General features: G+C 60.2%; 25 protein-coding genes. 16 read left to right on the forward strand and 9 right to left on the reverse strand.

Translation table 11 applies throughout. The annotated features are described in order from the left end of the window. The first annotated feature begins 38 nt into the window (after positions 1-38). Positions 39-7451, forward strand: a complete 7413-nt coding sequence (locus tag G8767_RS17410) for an amino acid adenylation domain-containing protein (RefSeq protein ID WP_346843003.1) — start codon at positions 39-41, stop codon at positions 7449-7451. 169 nt (positions 7452-7620) lie between these two features. Here the strand turns inward: G8767_RS17410 and G8767_RS17415 are convergent, their stop codons facing one another. The 9 genes from G8767_RS17415 to G8767_RS17455 form a co-directional block, all read right to left on the reverse strand. After that, on the reverse strand, positions 7621-8622 hold the full coding sequence (locus G8767_RS17415; protein ID WP_116058181.1) for an alpha/beta hydrolase family protein: 1002 nt from the start codon (positions 8620-8622) through the stop codon (positions 7621-7623). A gap of 207 nt (positions 8623-8829) precedes the next feature. Further along, positions 8830-9690, reverse strand: coding sequence for an ABC transporter permease (locus G8767_RS17420; RefSeq protein ID WP_116056981.1), 861 nt, complete (start codon positions 9688-9690; stop codon positions 8830-8832). Continuing rightward, entirely contained in the window at positions 9687-10550 is an 864-nt protein-coding gene (locus G8767_RS17425) for an ABC transporter permease (RefSeq protein ID WP_124566559.1), read from the reverse strand. The genes G8767_RS17420 and G8767_RS17425 overlap by 4 nt, the downstream gene beginning before the upstream one ends. Next, positions 10547-11518, reverse strand: coding sequence for an ATP-binding cassette domain-containing protein (locus G8767_RS17430; RefSeq protein WP_116058180.1), 972 nt, complete (start codon positions 11516-11518; stop codon positions 10547-10549). Before G8767_RS17430 ends, G8767_RS17425 begins: the two co-directional genes overlap by 4 nt. A gap of 514 nt (positions 11519-12032) precedes the next feature. Beyond that, positions 12033-12992: a diiron oxygenase gene (locus tag G8767_RS17435; RefSeq protein WP_166810854.1), complete on the reverse strand. Its 960-nt coding sequence runs from the start codon at positions 12990-12992 to the stop codon at positions 12033-12035. Positions 12993-12998: 6 nt separating this feature from the next. Then, on the reverse strand, positions 12999-13898 hold the full coding sequence (locus tag G8767_RS17440) for a prephenate dehydrogenase dimerization domain-containing protein (protein ID WP_166810855.1): 900 nt from the start codon (positions 13896-13898) through the stop codon (positions 12999-13001). A gap of 8 nt (positions 13899-13906) precedes the next feature. Further along, the gene (gene pabB, locus G8767_RS17445; protein ID WP_124566556.1) at positions 13907-15991 is read right to left on the reverse strand and encodes an aminodeoxychorismate synthase component I; all 2085 of its coding nucleotides are present in this window, start codon (positions 15989-15991) and stop codon (positions 13907-13909) included. After that, a complete protein-coding gene (locus G8767_RS17450) occupies positions 15988-16512 on the reverse strand; it encodes a chorismate mutase family protein (protein WP_124566555.1) in 525 nt (174 codons plus the stop codon). Before G8767_RS17450 ends, pabB begins: the two co-directional genes overlap by 4 nt. Positions 16513-16608: 96 nt before the next feature. Further along, positions 16609-17085, reverse strand: coding sequence for a hotdog fold domain-containing protein (locus G8767_RS17455; RefSeq protein ID WP_124566554.1), 477 nt, complete (start codon positions 17083-17085; stop codon positions 16609-16611). A gap of 565 nt (positions 17086-17650) precedes the next feature. On the opposite strand from G8767_RS17455, the gene rpsJ reads away from it, so the two are divergent. The 15 genes from rpsJ (at position 17651) to G8767_RS17530 (ending at position 24706) form a co-directional block, all read left to right on the forward strand. Next, on the forward strand, positions 17651-17956 hold the full coding sequence (rpsJ, locus tag G8767_RS17460) for a 30S ribosomal protein S10 (RefSeq protein WP_003938093.1): 306 nt from the start codon (positions 17651-17653) through the stop codon (positions 17954-17956). 17 nt (positions 17957-17973) lie between these two features. Next, the gene (rplC, locus tag G8767_RS17465; RefSeq protein WP_003940826.1) at positions 17974-18630 is read left to right on the forward strand and encodes a 50S ribosomal protein L3; all 657 of its coding nucleotides are present in this window, start codon (positions 17974-17976) and stop codon (positions 18628-18630) included. Further along, the gene (gene rplD / locus G8767_RS17470) at positions 18627-19301 is read left to right on the forward strand and encodes a 50S ribosomal protein L4 (RefSeq protein WP_003940723.1); all 675 of its coding nucleotides are present in this window, start codon (positions 18627-18629) and stop codon (positions 19299-19301) included. The genes rplC and rplD overlap by 4 nt, the downstream gene beginning before the upstream one ends. After that, complete coding sequence (rplW, locus tag G8767_RS17475; protein WP_003940990.1) at positions 19298-19603, forward strand: 50S ribosomal protein L23; 306 nt, start codon at positions 19298-19300, stop codon at positions 19601-19603. Before rplD ends, rplW begins: the two co-directional genes overlap by 4 nt. Before the next feature lie 39 nt (positions 19604-19642). After that, positions 19643-20479 (forward strand): 50S ribosomal protein L2, encoded by an 837-nt coding sequence (gene rplB, locus G8767_RS17480; protein ID WP_003940895.1) that lies wholly within the window; start codon positions 19643-19645, stop codon positions 20477-20479. 13 nt (positions 20480-20492) lie between these two features. After that, positions 20493-20774, forward strand: a complete 282-nt coding sequence (rpsS, locus tag G8767_RS17485; RefSeq protein WP_003940820.1) for a 30S ribosomal protein S19 — start codon at positions 20493-20495, stop codon at positions 20772-20774. Further along, a complete protein-coding gene (rplV, locus tag G8767_RS17490) occupies positions 20771-21175 on the forward strand; it encodes a 50S ribosomal protein L22 (protein WP_003940717.1) in 405 nt (134 codons plus the stop codon). The genes rpsS and rplV overlap by 4 nt, the downstream gene beginning before the upstream one ends. Next, positions 21175-21981, forward strand: coding sequence for a 30S ribosomal protein S3 (gene rpsC / locus G8767_RS17495; protein WP_003941003.1), 807 nt, complete (start codon positions 21175-21177; stop codon positions 21979-21981). The genes rplV and rpsC overlap by 1 nt, the downstream gene beginning before the upstream one ends. Before the next feature lie 3 nt (positions 21982-21984). Then, positions 21985-22401, forward strand: coding sequence for a 50S ribosomal protein L16 (rplP, locus tag G8767_RS17500; RefSeq protein WP_003940899.1), 417 nt, complete (start codon positions 21985-21987; stop codon positions 22399-22401). Further along, positions 22401-22637: a 50S ribosomal protein L29 gene (rpmC, locus tag G8767_RS17505; RefSeq protein ID WP_003940734.1), complete on the forward strand. Its 237-nt coding sequence runs from the start codon at positions 22401-22403 to the stop codon at positions 22635-22637. The genes rplP and rpmC overlap by 1 nt, the downstream gene beginning before the upstream one ends. Then, positions 22634-22915 (forward strand): 30S ribosomal protein S17, encoded by a 282-nt coding sequence (gene rpsQ / locus G8767_RS17510; RefSeq protein WP_003941020.1) that lies wholly within the window; start codon positions 22634-22636, stop codon positions 22913-22915. The genes rpmC and rpsQ overlap by 4 nt, the downstream gene beginning before the upstream one ends. A 347-nt stretch (positions 22916-23262) precedes the next feature. Continuing rightward, positions 23263-23631 (forward strand): 50S ribosomal protein L14, encoded by a 369-nt coding sequence (gene rplN, locus G8767_RS17515; RefSeq protein ID WP_003940951.1) that lies wholly within the window; start codon positions 23263-23265, stop codon positions 23629-23631. Further along, positions 23631-23948 carry a 50S ribosomal protein L24 gene (gene rplX, locus G8767_RS17520; RefSeq protein WP_003941019.1) on the forward strand — a complete coding sequence of 106 codons (318 nt, stop codon included), beginning with the start codon at positions 23631-23633 and terminating at the stop codon, positions 23946-23948. The genes rplN and rplX overlap by 1 nt, the downstream gene beginning before the upstream one ends. A 1-nt stretch (position 23949) precedes the next feature. After that, complete coding sequence (gene rplE, locus G8767_RS17525; protein ID WP_003940924.1) at positions 23950-24516, forward strand: 50S ribosomal protein L5; 567 nt, start codon at positions 23950-23952, stop codon at positions 24514-24516. A 4-nt stretch (positions 24517-24520) separates the two neighbouring features. Continuing rightward, the gene (locus G8767_RS17530; RefSeq protein ID WP_003940698.1) at positions 24521-24706 is read left to right on the forward strand and encodes a type Z 30S ribosomal protein S14; all 186 of its coding nucleotides are present in this window, start codon (positions 24521-24523) and stop codon (positions 24704-24706) included. Positions 24707-24811 lie beyond the last annotated feature (105 nt).

The following is a 24811-nucleotide window of genomic DNA, read 5'->3' on the forward strand; positions in this document are numbered from 1 at the left end:
TGTTCGAGGTTGCGGTGTTCAGGGCTCCGGTGACGGCGGTGGAGGAGATCGTTGCGTCGGTGTTTGCCGAGGTGTTGGGTGTCGATCGTGTGGGTCTCGATGACGATTTCTTCGCACTCGGCGGCAATTCGCTGATCGCGACACGAGTGGCGGCTCGGTTGGGTCAGGCGCTCGATGCGCAGGTTCCGGTGCGGGTGCTGTTCGAGGTGTCCTCCGTTGAGGGGCTTGCTGCGCGGGTGGAGTCGGAGGTCGGTTCGGGAGCACGGGCGGCGTTGACGGCTCGGGTGCGTCCGGAGCGGGTGCCGTTGTCGTTGGCGCAGCAGCGGATGTGGTTCTTGAACCGGTTCGAGCCTGAGTCGACTGCGTACAATATTCCGGTGGCGATTCGGTTGTCGGGATCGTTGGATGTGGCGGCGTTGGATGCTGCTGTCTCGGATGTTGTTGCGCGGCACGAGATTTTGCGGACGGTTTACCCTGAGGTTGATGGTGTCGGGTTCCAGGACATTTTGTCTGCGGATCATGTTCAATTGCATCTGTCTCCGGTTGGGGTGTCGGAGTCCGATGTCGTTGGTGCGGTGACGGAGTTCTTGTCGACTGGTTTCGATGTGGCGGTGGAGGTTCCGGTTCGGGCGCGGTTGTTCGCGGTGTCGGAGTCGGAGTTCGTGTTGGCGATGGCGGTTCATCACATCAGTGGTGACGGATTTTCGATGGGGCCGCTCACGCGTGATGTGATGATCGCGTACGAGGCTCGTTCTCGGGGTGAGGTTCCGGGGTGGGCGCCGCTGCTGGTGCAGTATGCGGATTACGCGCTGTGGCAGCGCGAGGTGTTGGGGTCCGAGGATGATCCGTCGTCGGTGATTTCGCGGCAGGTCGACTTCTGGTCTCGGGCGTTGGCGGGGTTGCCGGATCAGTTGGTGTTGCCGTGGGATCGTCCGAGGCCTGCGGTGCAGTCGTTCGCCGGAGGCACAGTTGGAGTGTCGGTGGCTCCGGAGGTTCATCGGGCGTTGATGGAGTTGGTTCAGCGTACGAACACGACCATGTTCATGGTGGTGCACGCGGCGTTTGCGGTGACGTTGGCTCGTTTGTCCGGTAGCGATGATATTGTCATCGGTTCCCCGATCGCGGGACGTGGGGACGAGATCCTTGATGATCTGGTCGGAATGTTCGTCAACACGTTGGCATTCCGCACCAGAGTCGATGCAGGGGAATCATTCAGCGCTTTGCTTGCTCGTACGCGTGAGGCGGATTTGGCGGCGTTTGCGCATGCGGATGTGCCGTTCGAGCGTTTGGTCGAGCTGCTCAATCCGGCTCGGTCGACGGCGTATCATCCGTTGTTCCAAGTGGGGTTGTCGTTCCAGAACTTGGCGCAGTCGACTTTCGAATTGAGTGGCCTGACGCTTTCCGGCGTCGAGTACGAGAGTGGGAACTCGCAGTTCGACCTTCACTTGATCGTGACCGATCATCACGATGAGGTGGGCGCCGCGGCTGGGATAACCGGCATGATCACCTACGCGTCGGCGTTGTTCGACGATTCGACGGTGGCCGGTTTTGCGGATCAGTTCGTGCGCGTTCTCGAAATCATTTCAGCGGAACCGAGTGTCGCTGTGGGCGATATCGTTGTGTTGGGTGAGGTCGACCGCGCGCTCGTCTTGGAGTCCGGTTGCGGGGTGTCTCGTGCTGGTGTTTCGGGGACGTTGGTGGATTTGTTCGACGAGCAGGTGGTTCGTGGTGCGGATCGTGTCGCGTTGGTGTGTGGTGGTGTCGAGCTGTCGTATGGTGAGTTCGATGTGCGGGTGAATCGTTTTGCGCGGTATTTGATTTCGGTGGGTGTTGGGCCGGAGTCGTTGGTGGCGTTAGTTGTTCGTCGTGGTGTGGATTTGTTGGTGGCGATGTATGCGGTCGCCAAGGCTGGTGGTGGGTATGTTCCGGTGGATCCGGATCAGCCGGCGGATCGTACGGCGTTCATTCTCGAGGCTGCTGCTCCGGTGTGTGTGGTCAGTACTTCTGATGTTGGTTTCGATGCTGGTGGGGTGCCGGTGGTCGAGGTTGATGTTGTCGATGTGTCTGGTTTTTCGGGTGCGCCTGTCTTGGATGTGGATCGTGTTGCGCCGTTGCGGTCGGGGAATACGGCGTATGTGATTTTCACGTCGGGTTCGACGGGTCGGCCGAAGGGTGTGGCGGTTTCGCATGCAGCTGTGGTGAATCAGTTGCTGTGGAAGCGTGAGGTTTTCGGTCTTGATCAGGATGATGCGGTGTTGCTCAAGACTGCGTCGACGTTCGATTTGTCGGTGTGGGAGTTTTGGTCTGCGTTGGTTTCGGGTTCTCGGTTGGTGATCGCGAAGGTCGGCGGTCAGCAGGATCCGCAGTATCTGCTCGATGTGATGTCTGTGTCGGGTGTGTCGACGTTGCATGTGGTTCCGTCGATGTTGGAGGCGTTGGCGGCTGTTGGGGGTGGTGTTCTTCCGTCGGGGCTTCGTCAGGTGTTGGCGATCGGTGAGGCGTTGCCTGCTGATCTGGCGCGGCGTGTACGTGTGTCGAATCCTGGTGTGCGGTTGTTCAATTTGTATGGTCCGACGGAGGCGGCGGTTTCGGTGACCTCGCATGAGGTGACCGATGGTGATGTGTCGTCGGTGTCGATCGGGTCGCCGGAGTGGAATACGCAACTGTTGGTGTTGGATTCGCGGTTGCATCCGGTTCCGGTGGGTGTTGCGGGTGAGTTGTATCTGTCGGGTGCGCAGTTGGCTCGTGGGTATCACGGCCGGGTGGATTTGTCGGCGGAACGTTTCGTCGCGAATCCTTACGGCACTGCGGGTTCGCGGATGTATCGGACGGGCGATGTGGTGTCGTGGAGTCGTTCGGGTGAGTTGGAGTATTTGGGGCGCAGCGATTTCCAGGTGAAGTTGCGTGGGTTCCGGATCGAGCTCGGTGAGATCGAGGCCGCGTTGGTTGCCGTTGATTCGGTGGGTCGGGCGGTGGCTGTCGTGCACGAGGGTGCGCACGCTGGTGAGATGTTGGTTGCGTATGTCACTGCTTCGTCCGGGGCCGACGTCGATGTCGACGTTGTTCGTGAGGTGTTGTCGGCGGGTCTGCCCTCGTACATGGTGCCGTCGCAGATTCTGGTGCTCGATGAGTTCCCTCTCAATATCAACGGCAAGATCGATCGGAAGTTGTTGCCGGATCCGGTGTTCGAGAAGGCTGAGTTTCGGGCCCCGGTGACGCCGGTGGAGGAGATCGTCGCGTCGGTGTTTGCGGATCTGCTGGGTGTCGATCGAGTGGGTCTCGATGACGATTTCTTCGCACTCGGTGGTAATTCGCTGATCGCGACACGAGCAGCGGCAAGACTCGGTACCGCACTGAATACCAGGGTGGCCGTTCGTGTCTTGTTCGATGCCCCAGCTGTCGAAGCGCTGGCCGCACGACTCGGGTCCCACACGGGATCAGGCGGACGGCCAGCCCTAATTGCGCAGGACCGTCCGGCGTATGTTCCGCTTTCGATGGCGCAGCAGCGGATGTGGTTCCTGAATCGGCTTGATCAAGCCTCGGCTGCGAACAATATTCCGGCAGCGATACGTCTATCCGGCGTTCTGGATGTTCCTGCTTTGCAGGCTGCGATATCAGATGTGATAGCGCGCCACGAGGTTTTGCGAACGCTGTATCCAGAATCTGATGGTGTCGGCTTTCAGCGGGTCCTCGGAGTCGGGGAATTCGAGTTGGATCTAACCCCTGTCTCGGTCGACGAATCTGATGTGCAAGCTGCCGTCATCTGCTTTGTCAGCGAGGGCTTCGATGTCACAGAGCAGGTTCCCGTGAGAGGTCGCCTGTTCGAAGTCGGTGAAGACGATTTCGTATTGGTTCTGGTCGTTCATCACATCAGTAGCGATGGCTACTCGATAGCTCCGATGACGCGGGACGTGATGGTTGCGTATGCAGCCCGGAGAGTGGGGCAGGCACCCAGCTGGGCGCCACTACCCGTGCAGTACGCCGACTACTCGCTATGGCAACGTAAGGTTCTGGGATCTGAGCGTGACCCCGCATCTGTAATTGCACAACAAGTCGGCTACTGGTCAAATGCCCTGGCCGGACTGCCAGAACAACTATCGCTGCCGTGGGACAGAGCGCGTCCAACTGTCGCCACGCATGACGGTGCGCGTCACGATTTTTCGGTTGATGCCGAATTGCACAGTGCTCTCAAAGGTCTCGCACAAAGATTGAACTCGACAATGTTCATGGTTGTGCATGCGGCATTGGCGGTACTGTTGAGTCGCCTGGCGGGAACTCGCGACGTATCAATCGGTACCCCGGTTGCAGGTCGCGGCGAGCAGGAACTCGACGACTTGGTCGGGATGTTCGTCAATACTTTGGTGTTGCGGACTCAGGTAGATCCGGCGATGTCGGTAGATGGTCTGTTGGCATCGATACGGACGGTTGACATTGAGGCGTTCGATCACGCGGATGTTCCATTCGAGCGTTTGGTGGAAATACTCAACCCTGCACGATCACAGTCACACAATCCGTTGTTCCAAGTAATGCTCGCGTTCCAGAATTTGGAACAGGTCGCATTGGAGTTCGGTGAGTTGAAGGTGGCAGGAGTCGAGTTCGATACGGGATTCGCCAAGTTTGATCTGTCCGTCACCGTGGTCGAAAATATCGATGAGACAGGTGCATCTGGCGGAATGTCTTTCGGCGTCGACTACTCGACAGATTTGTTCGATGAATCGACCATTGCAGGATTCATGAGAAGATTCGTATCGATCTTGCGGGCCTTCGCGATACAGGATTCGGAGTCGGCTAGATCGGTGGGCGACATCGAGATCATGGACGATATAGAACGCACGCGAATGATCGAAGAGCGGAATTTGACCGAACATCGGCTGCCGACAAATTCGTTGGTTGACCTGTTCGACGCGCAGGTTCGTCGGTCGGCCGATAAGACTGCCCTCACGTATGGCGAGCATGAGCTGACATATGCCGAGTTCGACGCAAAAGCTAATCGTCTTGCCAGGAAACTTATTTCGATTGGAGTCGGCGCTGAGACTCGCGTTGCTGTGGCGCTTCGCCGATCGTTTGAGATGATGATTGCGGTCTATGCGGTCCTCAAGGCAGGAGGCGCGTATGTTCCAATTGATCCTGATCAACCGGATGAACGCAATTCGTACGTTGTGGGCGCCGCTGACCCGATTTGTATGCTCGTCACCAGCGATGTCCAGATCGATTCCGCTGGCGTCCCAGTTATTGTGATCGACGCCCCGGGTATTGATTCTCTTCCGGATTCTCCTGTCACGGATGATGATCGGATTGCTCCGCTCCACATTGAGAACGCGGCCTACACGCTGTTCACTTCGGGCTCAACAGGGAAGCCGAAGGGCGTTACGATTTCCCACGATTCAGTCGTCAATCAGCTGAGCTGGATGCAGGAACGATACAAACTCGATGGATCGGACGTCGTTCTGCACAAGACTCCGTTTACTTTCGATGCCTCGGTCTGGGAGATGTTTTGGCCCTTACAGGTTGGCGCGAGAGTGGTTCTCGTCGGGCCGGATGGGCATCGCCGGCCAGAGCATCTGGCCGAGATGATTTCGGAAAACGCTGTGAGTGTTGTTCAGTTTGTGCCCGCAATGATGGCCCCGGTCTTCAGTAGTTCAGTGAAACACGACCTTTCGCGTCTGCGCATGGTCTTTTCCGGTGGGGAGCAACTGCTCGCATCCACAGCAGCATTGGTGTGGGATCGATCTGGTGCTGCGATACACAACCTTTACGGCCCTACGGAGTCGACCATCCAGGTGACCTCGCATGAATACAAAGCGACGGAAGCGCCGATCGTCCCGATCGGCGTGCCGGCGTGGAACACTCAGGTGTTTGTTCTCGACGAGCGATTGAACCCAGTCCCGGATGGGGTTGCAGGCGAGTTGTACTTGGCAGGTGTGCAATTGGCGCGTGGTTACTATGGGCGCGCTGACTTGTCGTCTGACCGTTTCGTGGCCAATCCGTTCGCAGGTGAGCTCTCGATCAACGAGCGTGGGCGTTCGATTGGTGCTCGGATGTATCGAACCGGAGACATCGTTCGGTGGAGTCGGTCTGGGCAACTTGAATTCGTTGAGCGCAGTGACTTCCAGGTGAAGTTGAGGGGCCAGCGCATTGAGTTGGGAGAGATCGATGCGGCACTGACGACTCTTGCGTCGGTGAGCAATGGGGTCGTCGTCCTTCACGAGGACCCCAAAGCCGGAGCTAGGCTGGTTGCCTATCTGACTGGAGTTACAGCAGCACGTATCGAGATCGAGGATGTTCGTGAAGAACTTGCGAACAGACTGCCTTCGTACATGATTCCGTCGCAGTTTGTTGTGTTGGATACGCTTCCACTCACAGCATCGGGGAAAGTGGATCGTCGGAAACTGCCTGAGCCAGTGCTCGAGGAAAGGCCATATCGTGCTCCGGGTACTGAGACCGAGAAACTTGTTGTTGCCGTGCTCGAGGACGTGTTGGAAACTCGGATGGTCGGTCTCGACGACGACTTCTTCGAACTCGGCGGCAATTCCCTCATCGCAGCAAAGGTCGTTGCGCGATTGAGTGCTGCGGTGTCCGCCGATGTCCCGATTCGTGTGTTGTTCGCTCACTCCCGAGTCGAAACCTTAGCTGACGCTCTAGCATTGGGGATTCGTGTCGGATTTGAATCTGGCAGTGGTGCAGCGCTGCAGGTGGTCCTTCCGCTCCGGAGTAGCGGCTCGGAATCGCCTCTGTTCTGTGTGCACCCTCTGATGGGGTTCGCATGGCCGTTCGCGCCTCTGGCCGGCTACATCGAGCGATCGGTGCCGGTCTACGGATTGCAGACACCGGTGCTGTCCGACGACGGGTTCATGCCGACGCATCTGACTGACTATATCGACCGGTACGTGTCGGAGATGATGCTGATCCAGCCCGATGGCCCATATCGAATTGTCGGCTGGTCGTTCGGTTGCATTCTGGCTCAAGGAATTGCCACTCGAATCGAGTCGCTCGGAGGAGTGGTTGGCGCTTTGATTCTCCTTGACGGAACTCCGGAGAAGCGAGACGAGAAGGAATTCGCAGATATGGTCCGGGTCGAGCTTTCGGCGCTGGGGTTGGAGGTCGACCGAGACGAGCGGATTGATTCTCTCTCGGTCGAACGGGCTGCTGAAATCCTCGATTCAGTTCAAGGCGAACGAATCGGCTTGACTGTTGAGCGTGTGCAGCGATTGTTCGACAGCATCGCGCGTACGGCCACTCTGATCAACGAACATCAACCACGCGTGTTCACCGGACCGACGACGTTCGTTGCATCGCGGACCAGAAGTTCAGAAGTCGAGGGCGCAGACCGGTGGCGTCCATTCCTTCAAGGGGGATTGGCGACACACAGTGTCGACATCGAGCATATCGAGATGATGACGCCTCATGGACTCACGAAGCTCGGCCCGATTGTCGGGGAGGCTCTCAAGTAGGCCGTGGGTAAGAAGTATCTGCCCCGCCTGTTTGCCGACGCGGGTGGTGGCAGATTTCGAACTACGTCGATGCACAATTTTGAACTGCGCCAGGCGTGGATTCGCATAACAGAAGGGGTGGTGCAGTGGACCCTGTTGTCCCCTGCACCACCCCTTGGGTTTGAGTTCGTCAGATTCCGAGGGACTGCGCAATAAATGGCCAGGACTTGTGTAGGTCGTCCTGCCAGTAGCCCCACGAGTGAGTGCCAGTCGGCCGGAAGTCCACTACGGCTGGGATCTTCAATTCGAAGAGGCGTTTAGCCATGTTCGAGGTGCAAAGATTGGTTGCAAGCTCGATGGGGCTGCCGACAACGATCTGGTCGAACATCGCCGCGCGACCGTCTTGGATACGCGGGTTTGCGGGTGTGTCATTGGGGAAACCGGGGAGTCCGCTACCGGTGCTCATGTAGATCTGTGTGCCACGCAGCTTTTCCGCATTGACTAGAGGGTCGTGTTCTCGCCAGCCAGGCCCGTCGAACGGTCCCCACATGTTCTGTACATCTTCGACGCCTCCGATCCACTCTGTGGTGGTCTTGATGAACTGTTGTCCGAGAGGATCACTCGTCTGAGCGCATCCACTGAATGCGGCGACGGAGTTGTAGAAGCCGGGGTATTCGATCGCAAGGTTGAGCACCGAAGTGCCTGACATCGAAATTGCGGCGAGCGACTGTTGGCCGTTGCTACCGAGCTGCTTGTTCAGCAGTGGCGGGAGCTCCTTTCCTAGAAAGGTGCTCCACATGTTTTTCCCGAGCTTCGGGTCTTCCTTCTCCCAGTCGGTGTAGTACGAAAGGCGACCACCTACAGGTGTTGCGACGTTGACATTTTTGTCCTGGAAAAAGTCGACGACATCGGTCTGGTACTCCCATGTTGCCGAGTCTTCGCCGCCGCCGGCGCCGTTGAGAAGATAGAGGACGGGGCGGGGAACAGAATTGTCCGCGGGGGTGATGATCTGGATTGGAACAACGCGTTCCATCGACGCCGCGTACACGTTTACGATCTGTTGGCGATCGTTGATCTGCTCGACAGACTCGATGTAGGAACCATCCGATATGGACTCTGCTACATCCCCGCCGCCCTGGTGAGCGACAGGCGACGCGCTTGCGATACCGGCCGGAACCAGAGCGCACACCATCGACACGGCTGCGACGCCCGTCGCACGCCTCCATATGGACTGTCTTGTACGCGTCAAGTTAGATCCCTCTCGTTGCGCGGCACGGGAATGTCAATCTTCAACCCGGAGCCACTTGTTTTTCTCGATCTGTGAAGTCGGTTTTCGGGCCGAGATCGTTACGGCGCGATCAAATTCCTTGGCTCCATGAGGAGCCCCGATCCGCTCTCATCACGACATCGACGCGGCGCGTCGGTATCCACGAACTGCGGGGTACACAAAGACCGCGACCATGCCTAGTGACCAAATCAGGGTTTTGATCACGGGTTCGGCTACCGGGCCTCCCAGCGATAGCCCCTTCATCGCATCGATTGCAACCGACATGGGTTGTTCGGCAACTATGGGCTGCAGCCACTTGGGGTACGCGATCACTGGAACGAATCCGGAATTGAAGAACATCAAGAGAGTGCAGGAGATCGATACAATCTCGACGAGCGGCAGGTTGTCGGAGACAGTGGCCAGTGCCGTCACCATCATTGCGAAGCCGACACCGAAGATTATGGGTAACGCCAAGAGTGCAACGGCCGCGAGTGGGCCCTGGTTGAACCTGAATCCCAGCAGATATCCGACACCGAGGATCACAATTGATGTCACGAGAACGCGAACTGCTTCCGCGATCATTCGCCCTACGAGGCCTGACGCACGATGCGCGGGGAGCGTCCAGAATCTGCTCAAAAGGCCAGACGCTCTTTCGCCTTTGAGGCCGACTGCACTAGCAATCGACCCGAACATGGCGCCGACGAGAATGATCAGCGGAACCGTTCCGAAGATGCTCGACTGTCCGGTTGCTGCCGTGATCGAATTGCCCAAGACAACCCGAAACATCAAAAGCATGAAAGCCGGATATACGAGCGCTTGAATAGTCGTCGACGGATCCCGCAGCCAGGTGAGTAGCAGACGCTTGGCCTGTATCCCACTGTGCACGACGAGAGCCTTGAACGAGGTTTCCGGAAGCGCATTGTCGGGGTAGGGGAAGTTGAATCCCTCGACCGGACGAACAACCGCCATGAAACGATCTGTCGGCTCGCTCATGACCGCCTCATGCTTGCCCAGAACGCCAACGGCGCAAAGAAGACGATCAATCCGACGGTCCAAGCGACGACCGGAAACAGGACGTTCCAGGTGACGCCTCCTTGCGCAAGATCGCGCATGGCAAACGAGAACTGGGAGACCGGCTGGTTACGCACGAATGGGCGTATCCATTCGGGGAAGCCAGTCTCGGGTGCAAAACCGCAGGACAACATCCCCAAAATCAACTGTGGGAGTGTCAGCGCCTGACTGGTTGCCTGTGGGCTCTTCGACAACGAACCGATCGCGTCACCCGCGAAGGACAGACAAGTGCTGAAGGCCAGGGCAATCGCACAAAACAGTGCGGCCTGGCCTACGCCCGCGGAGAACCGGAATCCAATCAGGTGTCCGAAGGTCAACGCCGCGGCGAGGGAGACTGTCGAACGTACGAAGCCGCTCGATTGACGGGACAAGAGGGGCACGGGGCCGACGACGGGCATGGTTTTCATGCGGTTGCTGAAGCCGGTGATCGATTCTGTCGAAGACATCTGGGCGGCCGAGATCGATGTGAATGCCATGGCTTGCAGAACGATGATCGGCATCAAGAACTGTGCGTAGTTGATGCCCTGCAGTTGCATGACGAACTTCAACGGGAGGTAGAAACCGATTGTGAAGATCAACGGCGCGATGACCGCGATCAACAGTTCGTAGCGCTTCACCATTGATTTGACGGTGCGTGCCGTCAATACCCACCACTGGTTGATCGCTGAGGGATGTGGTCGGCGATGCTTGCCGACGCTCAAGGCTTCAGGGACTGCAATCTTGCTGCGCGTGTCCCCACGGACAGCCACCTGATCGACCCCGAATTTGGTTGTTGTCGTCACTTCGTCTCACTTACGTGCTGCTCACCTGTGAGCGCGAGGAAGACGTCATCGAGCGACGGGCGGCGAAGTGCGATGTCGGCAAGCGGTATCCGAGCATGATCGAGACGGCGAAGGGCTTCGGAGAGTGTTCCGGCGCCGACAGGCGCAGGTATGGCGATTCGGCCACTCTCCTGTGCCAGGTCGAACCGGAAGTCTCGCGGCACCAGATTTCCTAGGGCGTGGACCGCGTGGGCCAACTGCTTGAGGTCGGCAGGCACGATCTCACAAAAGCTTGCACCAGTTCGTGCCTTCAGTTGATCAGCAGTTCCCTCGGCGATAACCGCGCCTTTGTCGATGACGATGATGTTGTCGCTCAGGAGATCGGCTTCCTCGAGATACTGGGTGGTCAGGAGCACCGTGATGCCCTGTTCCTTCAAAGATTGAACCAGTGACCAGACACTCTGACGGCTTCGCGGATCGAGGCCGGTCGTCGGTTCATCGAGGAAAACGACCTCGGGGCGAACGACGAGGCCACAGGCGATATCGATTCGTCGACGCATACCTCCCGAGTAATTCCGGACAACGCGAGAGCCTGCCTCCACGAGGTCGAACTGCGAGAGTAGATCGGCGGCACGTACCTTTGCCGACACTCTGTCGAGTCCCATCAAACGGCCGAAAAGTTCGATGTTCTCGCGGCCGGTGAGTGAATCATCGAGGGCAGCGAATTGCCCTGTCATCATGATCGAGCGGCGCACCTCAGGAGCGTTGCGCACTACGTCGTACCCGGCGACCATTGCGCGTCCGCTGGTGGGGCGAATAAGTGTGGAGAGAACCTTCACCGTCGTCGTCTTGCCTGCGCCGTTAGGGCCCAAAATCCCCAAGACTGTGCCGCGGGGGGCAGTGAAGTTGATCCCTCGCAGCGCGTGCACGTTCTTGAAAGACTTGTGGACGTCTTCCACCAGTACTGCTGCATCCGTGGAAAAGGGCATCAACACTCCGCTGTCTGCATGGTCGGAACGGGCACGCGCTCCCGACGGGCGCACAGATGCCTTCTGTCTTCTATCTGTAATCTCTGGTCAGATGTTACCGGAGGGTCACGCGCTGGCCCGTTTGTCGGGCAGGTCCCAAGGTCGGGTGCTCCTCGAGCTGCTGGTCCCGGCGGGGAGTTCACCCTCCAATTCACCTTGTGCTCGATGTCACAGTCGATTCGAACTGTCTGAAGTGCTTGCGCAGGTCACCAACTACTCATTCTCTGAGGCTGCTCGGCCGTAGCTGTCATGATTTGGAGAAATTGAATTATCGGGTTGATAAGAACTCAATGGAATCGGGTTCTCCATGGGGGTTCATTCTTCATCGGAGGAAACCCGGTGTTATTTCTGACGCGCATGGCGGTATGAGAGGAGATGGATCTGACAATGCGATACTTCCTTGGGCTCGCAGTTTTTTATAGGTAGTGTTAGTCCAAAATCTTCGGATCTGGAAATAAGGAAAATTGATACGAATTTATGATTCCGTCGGGTGTAATGGTTCAATCGTCAATTTCTTGTACAAGGATTGAATGCCGCTGTAATCCTGTACGAACAGTTCGTTGCTCGGTTCCAACGCGACATCATCGAGCATTTTCTGTCCGCCGGGTATGGCTTCGATCTCCATGATTGCTCGCCACGCGCCGAAGTCGGTCCCGCTGAAAGCGCGCATGGCGCCCTCGAAGCCTTCCAGCAGATAGCTGCGATCTCCACTATCCAGGGAATCCCAGACCAGCACGGCCAGGTCACCAGCAATCGAGGCATGGCAGTACTCGTCGCGAGCGTGCAACCGGATCGTCGCGCGGTTGATCGACTGAACGCCCGGGTCGTCGGAGATCAGGTCGAGGTATGCGGTGATCGAGACCTCTGCGACTGTCATGAACGCCAACTCGGTCAGCGCGATCTTGCGATGATCACCGGCCGCGTCGAGGGCTTGCGCTCGCGTGCGGACCGTCAGGACGTCGGGCAGTGCCTTCGACGGAAGCGCCCAACCCCTCCCTCGTCGGGTCGCTGAGCTGGCATTGAAGTGCATGAGCGTGTGATATTGCTCGTCGACCATCGCCTGATTGACGGCCACTGCAGCCCAATCTCCGAGCCCGACGCCGAGTCGGTCTTCGGCGAGAACGTCGAATCCGGGATTGACGACGTACTTCTCGATGTCCATGACGTTCTTGTTGAACGCAATCCATGCCCAGGCCTGCAGGTGTTGCTTCTGCTCGGGACTCAATGCCAGGTAGGTCGGATGCTCTGCGAACGGGAGCAATGCTTCGGGGTAGTCGGACAGCGACGAATCGAAGAGATCGTCCAGTTCCGGCTCCGCTTTCTTCACGGTTGCCCGGCGTGCCCAGTTGCTCGCAAGCCGACTGACGATTGCACTCTCAACCGGATCGGAAGCGTCGAATTCCGGGAGGCTGGGCGGACTGACTCCAGGTCTCATCGTGCCCTACTCTCTGTGCCCTTCGGCAATCTCTCTGTGCCCTTCGGCAATGCGATCGAACAAGCTCTGGCACTCCGCGTTCAGTTGGCCTGAGCGGTCGCCGAGCGCTGCCTCGGCGGTTTTCATCAGCGTCGTGAATTTTGCGAGGGTCTCGGCCGCCGTGTCCACCTGTGAGGTGGCATCGAACAGTGCTTTTCGTGTCGCACCTGCATACGGATTGCCCGCTTGTACGTCCCAGTACACCTCCGGTTCGCCGCCGGCTACACGCGCCAGGAGCGCGAGCAAGGTCCGATGCGGGGGAGGGGCGACCGCGAGGAGATCGTCCGCGGAAACTCCGAGTTCGGCCAGGGCAACGCCGAATGCCAGAACCGACGCGTGGGTCAGAACCTGGGAAGCAGCAGCGAGTCGGTCGTGACGATCGGCATCCATCACCGAGACCGAGGCTCCCCACGAGCGCACGACGTCGAGAAAGCTCTGAGACTGCGGACCGTCGACGTACGGCACGGCGATGACGGCCCGACCGCGCGGGCCGAGCGACGGACGGAACATGGGGTTGAGTCCGAGGAACTCCCGTACTCGGCCCGCGTCGGCGATTGCTGCGTCCATCCGCGATTTGACCGAGAGAGTGTCCACAACGAGAGCGCCGGATGTTCGAAGCGTCGGTAGTGCGGCCAGAGCGACCTGTTCGGGAACCGCGAGCACGATGATGCTCGAGGACTCCACGTGCGCGAGGACCCGGTCACTGGGTTTCGTGATGTCTCCGACGACTACGTCTCCGTCAGGATCGCTGCCCGCTGGGTCGACGACGGTGACCGTCCACCCCTCGGCACGAAGCAGTTCGACGAACATGGATCCGACGGCACCCAGCCCGCCGACAACCGTCGCTGTGCCCGATGCCGCCGTCATGGCTGGATCTACCCGCCGTACTCGAGGACCCGCGAGGACACCGCGTCGAGCGCACGGAGCAGCGTGGACGCCTTGACCGTGGTCTCGTCGAATTCTTCTTCCGGATCGGACAACGCTGTGATGGCACCGCCGATTCCGAAGGTCACGCCGCTCTCGGTGCAGACGAGCGACCGAATTACGATCGAGAGGTCCGCGGCGCCACCGAGGGCGAAGTACCCGATCGATCCCGAGTAGACCCCACGTGGGCCGGATTCGAGGCGGTCGATGATCTCCATCGTCCGTACCTTCGGGGCGCCTGTCATCGATCCACCGGGGAACGCGGCACGGACACAGTCCACCGCCGACGATCCTGGACTCAGATGTCCACGCACAGTCGACACCATTTGGTGAACGGACGAGTACGACTCGATCGCGAACAGCCTCGGAACGTGGACACTTCCCGGAACGCAGACCTTGGTGAGGTCGTTGCGAGTGAGGTCCACGATCATCAGGTTCTCGGCGCGGTCCTTCTCGCTGTCGAGCAGGTCCTGCCTCAGGGCAGCATCACGCGCTCGCGTGACGCCGCGCGGGCGGGTCCCTTTGATCGGCTTGGACTCGACGTTGCCGTCCGAGTCGACGCGAAGGAACCGCTCAGGCGAGGCCGAGACCACCGAGATGCCGGTGAAGTCGAGCAGTGCGCTGTACGGCGTCGGATTGATCGAGCGTAGATACTCGAACGCCCGCCGTGCGTCGATCGTCTCGTCGACGCTCGCCATGTTGGTCAGACATACCTCGTAGGACTCACCTGCCCGGATCTCCGAGAGGGCCGTTCCGATCAACGACAGGTACTGATCGCGATCATGCCGCAGGCGAGCCTGCGTCCAGACGGTGTCGCTGATCAATGGAACTGGGGTGCGTTCCGGAAGGTCCGCGCCGAGTCGCGCCAGGGCGTCGACGGTCGATTCGAGCCAATCGTCGTGGCCGGCGTCGCGGACTTTCTCGCGCAACCTCAAAACGTGAGTGCGGCCGGCGGTGTGATCGATGACGACGGCGCGATCGGCAAACACCAGGGCGGCATCAGGAGTGGGTGCCGGATGGACTGCCCTTCCTCCGGTCTGCGCCTTCAGTTCGTAGCCGAGGTAGCCCACGTATCCGAGGTTGAAATCGAGTTCCGGATGCGAGGGAACGAAGCGTGTCGCGAGTTGCCCGTCCAGGTAATCGAAGAACGGAACTCGAATGTTCTCGTCGGACAGGCCTTTTCGGCTGACAGTGAGTACCTCGGCCTGCACGTCGTACGTGATGAACTCGGCCAGCGGCCCCGACGAATCGCCGAGAATCGAAAAGCGTGCACTCGGTTCTGCAGTTGCCGCGCGGTCCAGCCAGAACGCGTTCGGGCCGTCTGCGAAGAGTGCTGCAAAGGCCGCCGACGGATCCACCGCAAAATCGAGAGTCACGTCGTCGACGTCGTAGTTGATCGCCGGTCGCAGGTCGGGTGTTTGCGGAGCCGGTTCGGGTCGGATCACCGAATCCAGAGTTCGTCCGACAGACAGATCACGGAAGTTCTCGAGCAAATCGATGCCGAACTCCGTACTGATCGACTCCGGATGGAACTGCACGCCCCACATCGGCTTGGTCCGGTGCCGGACACCCATGAGCAGACCGTCGGACGTCCACGCGGTACGAACGAAGGCATTCGGCAGATTCTCGACGGTCAACGAGTGGTAGCGAACAGCTCGGAACGGCGACGGAAGTCCGGCAAAGATGCCCGAACCGTCGTGATCGATCAGCGAAATCCGGCCGTGCATCGGTACGGGCGCAACCACGACATCCGCGCCGAACAACTCGCACAGGCCCTGGTGGCCGAGACAGACACCGAGAAGTGGGAGAGGCGCTTCCTCGATGAAACGGCGGCTGATTCCGAAATCACGGTCGCGATCCGGCCGGCCGGGACCGGGGGAGATGACCACGTTGTCGTACGACGCCAGATCGAGGGAATCCCAATCCGCGTCGTTGCGGACCACGGTGGGAACAACCCCGTTGACCTCGGTCAACAGGGTGAACAGGTTGTAGGTGAACGAGTCGTAATTGTCCACCAGAAGGGTGTGGGAACTCATGTCGATGATCCTGATCTCGGTCCGACGGATTCCCGAACAGTGTCCTCCTCCTCAACAGGTGCGTTGATCACCAGGTCTTCGAGTCGACAGGTCTCGGCGATCATCAGCTCGTACAGGGCGTTGAAGAAGTCAGGGGAGAGGTCGTGGCTACGAGCGAATTCACGCGCCCGTTCCTGCACGAGGCGGACTCGGCCGGGTTGCATCATCGGAACCTCACGGGAGCGCTTCCACTCGCCGATGCGCAGGCAGAGTTCCAGCCGCTGCCGCACCGTCTCGAGAAGTAGCGCGTCGATGGCGTCGAGGTCGCGCCGGAAGCTGTCCAATCCCTCGGCCTTGTCCGGATACGACGAGGTCTGCGTGCCTGCTTCGGAACTCGTTGTGGTCAAGAACTCTTCCACGAGGCCTCCCGGTGCTCGGCGTGACGCGAGGTCGACAATGTGGTGCCCGGAACGCAACTCACCTCCGGACACCGGCACCCCGACCGACCATCGCCGTTCGGGGAGGTGTTCCACGATCGTCATTCGCCGAAACCTGCGGTGGTGCCCAATTCTGCGAAACCTGCCGGCGGGCGAATCAGCTTGCGATGCAGGCGGGTTCGTGAGCGCCTACGGGGGTGCCTATTTGGGGGAGACCCAGGTGGTGATTTCGGCGTGGACTACTTCCTTGCCGCCTCGGTCGAAGATCGAGATGGGAACGACCAGTTCGGTACCGCGCTCGATCGCCGCGAAGTCCGGCACAGTCTCGAGTCGGGCGACTGCCCGCAGGCCGGTCTCGGCCTTGGCGAGGTAGTCGACCTTCATGGACTTGGGGATCCAGCGGTGCGAGTTCGGAACCGTCGCTTCGCTCAGCATGCCCATTGCGACCTCCGCGAGATTGCATGCTGCGATCGCGTGAAACGTGCCGAGATGGTTGTGGACGCCCCACCATTTGGGGGAGCGGACCTCGCACAGTCCCGGTTCCAGCTTGGTCACCCGGGGGAGGACGGAGGCAAAGTAGGGCACACGAATGGACATCGCCGCCGAGAAAACTGCATGTCCGAGGGCGTTGTCCGGCAATTTCTGCCATCCGCGATAGGTGGGGCTGGAAGTAGTCATGTGCCTATCTTACTTCTGAGTAAGGTTGTTGTCGCGCAGCTCACTCGGAAAGGCTGGTTCGGGGGAGTTGAGGAATCGGGCCAGGTACGGCATACTGGTCGGGTTGCCTTGTCCGGGACGCGGTCGTTTGCGGCCGTGATCGGGTAAGGGTAAGACGTCACAGACGATCGATCGCAGATCCCGTCAGGGTAATCGGGTCAACGACTGTGACCATGCAAGACGAGAAGTAATGCAGGACGGAAGCAGTACCTACTTTGTGTTCGACATCGAACACGTCCGGTACGCATCACGCGCCAGATGATCGAAAGATTGTCCGGCGCAGGATGAGTGAGAAGGCGACACGCCCGACCGCGTGTACCGGAGAACAATGACAAACGAACAGCGGCAGCAGATCCTGATCTCGATCCGATGCTCGGTTTACCGCTAACACGGTCTCCCGAACTTCGACTTGGTCCCGATCGCTTCAGTGTTCGTCGTGTCATCGTCCAGGCAAGGACTGTGCAGACGAGGTAGCTCGAGCCTGACCAGGCGGGCTACGAAACGCGGCAAGAAAAGGACACTAAGCGTGGCGGGACAAAAGATCCGCATCAGGCTCAAGGCCTACGACCACGAGGCGATCGACGCGTCAGCGCGCAAGATCGTCGAGACGGTAACCCGTACGGGTGCCCGCGTCGTTGGACCTGTGCCGTTGCCGACCGAGAAGAACGTATATTGCGTCATCCGCTCGCCGCACAAGTACAAGGACTCGCGCGAGCACTTCGAGATGCGTACTCACAAGCGGCTGATCGACATTCTCGACCCGACGCCGAAGACGGTTGACGCGCTCATGCGCATCGACCTTCCGGCCAGTGTCGACGTGAACATTCAGTGACGGCGGAGACAAAAACAATGACTGATACCAAGATCAAGGGAATCCTGGGCACCAAGCTCGGCATGACCCAGGTCTTCGACGAGAACAACCGGGTTGTCCCGGTCACCGTCGTGAAGGCTGGGCCGAACGTCGTAACCCAGATCCGTACCGAAGAGCGTGACGGCTACAGCGCCGTTCAGCTCGCGTTCGGCGCCATCGACCCGCGCAAGGTGAACAAGCCGACTTCCGGCCAGTTCACCAAGGCTGGTGTGACCCCGCGTCGCCACGTAGTGGAGCTCCGCGTTGCGGACACCTCCGACTACGAGGTCGGCCAGGAACTCACCGCCGAGGTCTTCGAGGACGGCGCATACGTCGACGTCACCGGAACCAGCAAGGGCAAGGGCTTCGCCGGAACCATGAAGCGTCACGGCTTCAAGGGACAGGGCGCGTCGCACGGTACCCAGGCTGTTCACCGCCGCCCGGGCTCCATCGGTGGCTGTGCAACTCCCGGCCGCGTGTTCAAGGGCATGCGCATGTCCGGACGCATGGGTAGCGACCGCATCACGACGCAGAACCTCTCGGTCCACAAGGTGGATGCCGAGAACGGCCTGCTGCTGATCAAGGGTGCGATCCCCGGCCGCAAGGGCGGCCTCGTGATCGTCAAGAGTGCAGTGAAGGGTGGTGCACGGGCATGACCAGCACCGAGACCAAGTTGACCCTGGACGTCAAGGTCGCCGGCGGCAAGACCAACGGCACCGTCGATCTCCCCGCTGAGATCTTCGACGCTCCGGCCAACATCGCGCTTCTCCATCAGGTTGTCGTCGCGCAGCTCGCAGCTGCTCGTCAGGGAACCCACTCCACCAAGACCCGCGGCGACGTCCGCGGCGGTGGCAAGAAGCCGTACCGCCAGAAGGGCACCGGCCGCGCACGCCAGGGCTCGACTCGCGCACCGCAGTTCGTCGGCGGCGGAACCGTTCACGGCCCGCAGCCGCGTGACTACAGCCAGCGCACCCCCAAGAAGATGAAGGCAGCCGCTCTTCGCGGAGCCCTCTCTGACCGCGCACGCAACGAGCGCATCCACGTCATCACCGAATTGGTTGCAGGGCAGACGCCTTCGACCAAGGGCGCAATCGCGTTCCTCGGCGAGATCTCGGATCGCAAGAAGCTGCTGCTCGTCGTGGGTCGCCAGGATGTAGCCGCTTGGAAGAGCGTGCAGAACCTGGAAGGCGTGCATCCCATTGCACCCGACCAGCTCAACACCTACGACGTGCTCAATGCAGACGATGTCGTGTTCAGCGTCGAGGCACTCAACGCGTTCATCCACGGGCCCGCAGAGAGCGCTCAGAACAAGGAGGACGCCAAGTGAGCACCATCGCTGACCCCCGCGACATCCTGCTCGCTCCGGTCATCTCCGAGAAGTCCTACGGACTGATCGAGGAAGGCACCTACACCTTCCTGGTGCACCCGGACTCGAACAAGACGCAGATCAAGATTGCCGTCGAGAAGGTCTTCGGCGTCAAGGTGACGAGCGTCAACACCGCCAACCGTCAGGGCAAGCGTAAGCGGACCCGATTCGGTTACGGCAAGCGCAAGGACACCAAGCGCGCGCTCGTGACCCTGTCCGCTGACAGCAAGCCCATCGAGATCTTCGGAGGACCGGTCGCGTAAGCGCCGGGACTTGACGAGACATAGAGGACGAGAAGACTCATGGCAATCCGTAAGTACAAGCCGACAACACCGGGCCGTCGTGGCTCGAGCGTCTCGGACTTCGCCGAGATCACTCGGTCGACCCCCGAGAAGTCGCTGGTTCGCCCGCTGCACGGTCGCGGTGGACGTAACGCACACGGTCGTATCACCACCCGTCACAAGGGTGGCGGACACAAGCGTGCATACCGACTGATCGATTTCCGTCGCAACGACAAGGACGGCATCCCGGCAAAGGTCGCTCACATCGAGTACGACCCCAACCGCACAGCAAACATCGCACTCCTGCATTACGCAGACGGTGAGAAGCGCTACATCATCGCCCCCAAGGGCCTGGTGCAGGGTTCACCGGTCGAGTCCGGTGCAGGCGCCGACATCAAGCCGGGCAACAACCTGCCGCTGCGCAACATCCCGACTGGTACCACCATCCACGGTGTGGAACTGCGTCCCGGCGGCGGAGCCAAGATGGCTCGTTCCGCAGGCGCCAGCATCCAGCTCCTCGGTAAGGAAGGCAGCTACGCCACGCTGCGTATGCCTTCCGGTGAAATCCGTCGCGTCGACGTGCGCTGCCGCGCATCCGTCGGCGAGGTCGGCAACGCCGAGCAGTCGAACATCAACTGGGGCAAGGCCGGCCGTATGCGTTGGAAGGGCAAGCGCCCGACCGTTCGTGGTGTCGTGATGAACCCGGTCGACCACCCGCACGGTGGCGGCGAGGGCAAGACCTCAGGTGGACGCCACCCGGTCAGCCCGTGGGGTAAGCCTGAAGGCCGTACCCGCAAGAACAAGGCAAGCGACAAGATGATCGTCCGTCGCCGCCGCACCGGCAAGAACAAGCGCTAGGAGGGAGTGAAGGATGCCACGCAGCCTTAAGAAGGGCCCGTTCGTCGATGACCACCTCCTCGCGAAGGTGGATGTACAGAACGAAAAGGGAACCAAGCAGGTCATCAAGACCTGGTCCCGTCGTTCGACAATCATCCCGGACTTCATCGGCCACACGTTTGCAGTTCACGACGGCCGCAAGCACGTCCCCGTGTTCGTTTCCGACTCCATGGTCGGACACAAGCTCGGAGAGTTTGCACCGACCCGCACGTTCAAGGGTCACATCAAGGATGATCGGAAGGCGAAGAGGCGATGAGCAACACCGAAACCGCCAACCCGACTGCCAAGGCCGTAGCGAAGCACGTTCGCGTTACGCCGATGAAGGCACGTCGAGTTGTGGACCTGGTCCGCGGGCGCTCGGTTGAAGACGCCCTGAACATCCTGAAGTTCGCGCCGCAGGCAGCGAGCGAGCCGGTCGCCAAGGTGATCGCCTCCGCAGCAGCCAACGCCGAGAACAACCTCGACCTCGACCCCAGCACGCTTGTCGTTGCTACGGCGTTCGTGGACGAGGGCGCGACCCTCAAGCGGTTCCAGCCGCGTGCACAGGGACGTGCGTTCCGTATTCGCAAGCGCACCAGTCACATCACCGTGATCGTGGAGAGCCTGCCGAAGACCGGAACATCGACCCGTAATCGCCGGAAGGGAAGTGCTCAGTAGTGGGCCAGAAAATCAACCCGCACGGCTTCCGTCTCGGCATCACCACCGACTGGAAGTCTCGCTGGTACGCAGACAAGCAGTACGCGGAGTACGTCAAGGAAGACGTCGCGATCCGTAAGCTCCTCGCCACCGGCATGGAGCGCGCAGGAATCGCGAAGGTCGAAATCGAGCGCACCCGTGACCGTGTTCGCGTGGACATCCACACTGCACGTCCGGGCATCGTCATCGGCCGCCGCGGCGCCGAAGCCGATCGCATCCGCTCCGAGCTCGAGAAGCTGACCGGCAAGCAGGTCCAGCTGAACATCCTCGAGGTCAAGAACGCAGAAGCTGAAGCACAGCTCGTCGCACAGGGTGTGGCCGAGCAGCTCTCGAACCGCGTTGCCTTCCGTCGTGCAATGCGCAAGGCCATCCAGTCGGCCATGCGTCAGCCCAACGTCAAGGGAATCCGCGTTCAGTGCTCCGGTCGTCTCGGCGGCGCCGAGATGTCCCGGTCGGAGTTCTACCGCGAAGGCCGTGTGCCGCTGCACACGCTTCGTGCGGACATCGACTACGGCCTCTACGAGGCCAAGACCACCTTCGGTCGCATCGGCGTCAAGGTCTGGATCTACAAGGGCGACATCGTCGGTGGCAAGCGTGAGCTCGCCGCCAACACGGCCGCACCGGCCGGGGATCGCCCGCGTCGTGAGCGTCCGAGCCGTCCGCGTCGTTCCGGTGCCACCGGTACCACTGCGACCAGCACCGAGGCCGGCCGCGCAGCGACCGCAACCGCCGATGCTCCCGCAACTGAACAGAATCAGGAGGGCTGACGCATGTTGATCCCACGGCGGGTCAAGCACCGCAAGCAGCACCACCCGAGCCGTTCGGGTGCCGCCAAGGGCGGTACCCAGGTGACCTTCGGTGACTACGGCATCCAGGCTCTCGAGCCTGCCTACATCACCAACCGGCAGATCGAGTCCGCTCGTATCGCCATGACTCGGCACATCAAGCGTGGCGGCAAGATCTGGATCAACATCTTCCCGGATCGCCCCCTCACGAAGAAGCCGGCCGAAACCCGAATGGGTTCCGGTAAGGGTTCGCCCGAGTGGTGGATTGCCAACGTCAAGCCCGGACGCGTTCTGTTCGAGATGACATACCCCAACGAGGAGATTGCTCGTGAGGCCCTGCGCCGCGCGATGCACAAGCTCCCGTGCAAGTGCCGGATCGTGACCAGAGAGGAGCAGTTCTGATGGCTACTGGAACCCCAGCAGCAGAGCTCCGCGAGCTCAGTGAAGACGAGCTGGTCACCCGGCTCCGTGAGTCGAAGGAAGAGCTTTTCAACCTTCGTTTCCAGATGGCTACCGGCCAGATGGACAACAACCGACGACTGCGCACCGTTCGTCACGAGATCGCGCGCATCTACACCGTCCTGCGTGAGCGTGAGCTCGGACTCGCTGTGGGTCCGGATGCAGGTGACGCGGCATGAGTGAGGAAAAAGCAGTGAGCACAGAAGAGCGCGCGAGCCGTAAGGTCCGTGTCGGATACGTCGTGTCCGACAAGATGGAAAAGACGATCGTGGTCGAGCTCGAAGACCGCGTCAAGCACAAGCTCTACGGCAAGATCATCCGCCGTACGACCAAGGTGAAGGCGCACGACGAGAACGGCGTTGCCGGCGTCGGCGACCGCGTTCAGCTGATGGAAACCCGTCCGCTGTCCGCGACGAAGCACTGGCGTCTGGTCGAGGTCCTCGAAAAGGCCAAGTAAGCCTGATCGAATCCTCGAGCTGATCGAGTATCACCGAATGGCCCGCTTCCCCTTGGGGGAGTGGGCCATTCGGCTTTCCGGGACTTTCGCAGGCTTTGCCGGGCTAAGGGTTCGAGTTGCGTCGAGTACGGCTGATTTGGTAATCGGTGAACCCTTCCCTACAATAGAACGGTTGCCTGTGGCAGAGGTGTGTCTTCACGTGCGCAGCTCGAACGGTGCTTGCAGTGATCGTCTCCCGACGTCAGTCGGTGGGACTGCAGCTCGGACACGACGCAGGTGGCAACAATGACCGCGCGCACCGGGTCGGTAATCCGTTGCGCACGAAATTCCAGGTCTAGGGAGATCAAGTGATTCAGCAGGAGTCGCGAGTTCGCGTCGCTGATAACACGGGTGCCAAGGAAATCCTTTGCATCCGCGTTCTCGGCGGTTCGTCACGTCGCTACGCCGGGATCGGTGACGTCATCGTCGCCACCGTCAAGGACGCAATCCCCGGTGGAAACATCAAGAAGGGTGAGGTCGTCAAGGCCGTCATCGTTCGCACGACCAAGGAGCGCCGTCGTCCGGACGGTTCCTACATCAAGTTCGACGAGAACGCTGCAGTGCTCATCAAGGCTGACAGTGATCCCCGTGGAACCCGCATCTTCGGACCCGTCGGCCGTGAGCTGCGCGAGAAGAAGTTCATGAAGATCGTTTCGCTTGCCCCGGAGGTGCTGTGATGAAGGTGCACAAGGGTGACACCGTTCTGGTCATCGCCGGCAAGGACAAGGGCGCGAAGGGCAAGGTCATTCAGGCCTACCCCGCGACCGACAAGGTCCTCGTCGAAGGCGTGAACCGAATCAAGAAGCACACCGCGGTTTCCGCGAACGAGCGCGGAGCATCCTCCGGCGGCATCGTCACGCAGGAAGCCCCGATCCACGTTTCCAACGTTGCAGTCGTCGACTCGGACGGAAACCCCACCCGCGTGGGCTACCGCACCGACGAAGAGTCCGGCAAGCGCGTTCGGATTTCCCGGAAGAACGGGAAGGACATCTGACATGACCTCCACCGAAAACAAGGTCCAGCCGCGCCTCAAGGCACGCTACCGCGCTGAGATCAAGGACGCGCTCAACAGCGAGTTCGACTACTCGAACGTCATGCAGATCCCCGGCGTCGTCAAGGTTGTCGTCAACATGGGCGTCGGCGACGCTGCCCGTGACGCCAAGCTGATCAACGGCGCTGTCCATGACCTGTCGCTGATCACGGGCCAGAAGCCCGAGATCCGCAAGGCACGTAAGTCCATCGCGCAGTTCAAGCTCCGCGAGGGTATGCCCATCGGCGCGCGCGTCACCCTCCGTGGCGACCGTATGTGGGAGTTCCTGGACCGCCTCGTGTCTGTCGCTCTGCCCCGTATCCGCGACTTCCGCGGTCTCTCGGGCAACCAGTTCGACGGCAACGGCAACTACACGTTCGGCCTCAACGAGCAGTCGATGTTCCACGAGATCGACGTGGACAAGATCGATCGCCCCCGCGGTATGGACATCACCGTCGTGACCACCGCAACCAACAACGAAGAAGGCCGTGCACTGCTCAAGCACCTCGGCTTCCCGTTCAAGGAGAACTGAGCGCATGGCTAAGAAGGCATTGGTCAACAAGGCCAACAAGAAGCCCAAGTTCGCGGTTCGCGCCTACACCCGCTGCCAGCGGTGCGGTCGCCCGCACTCGGTGTTCCGCAAGTTCGGCTTGTGCCGTATCTGCGTTCGCGAGATGGCTCACGCAGGCGAGCTTCCCGGAGTTCGCAAGAGCTCTTGGTGATCTGAGGCCCTCGGGCTTCGTCACACCACGCATGTGAATGGGTGTGGGTTCCTTTGGAACCCACACCCATTCGTGGTTTCCGTCGAGATGTATGTCGTGCCGATC

It is taken from the genome of Rhodococcus sp. IC4_135, from assembly GCF_011602025.1.
Classification (GTDB): Bacteria; Actinomycetota; Actinomycetes; order Mycobacteriales; family Mycobacteriaceae; genus Rhodococcus_F; species Rhodococcus_F baikonurensis.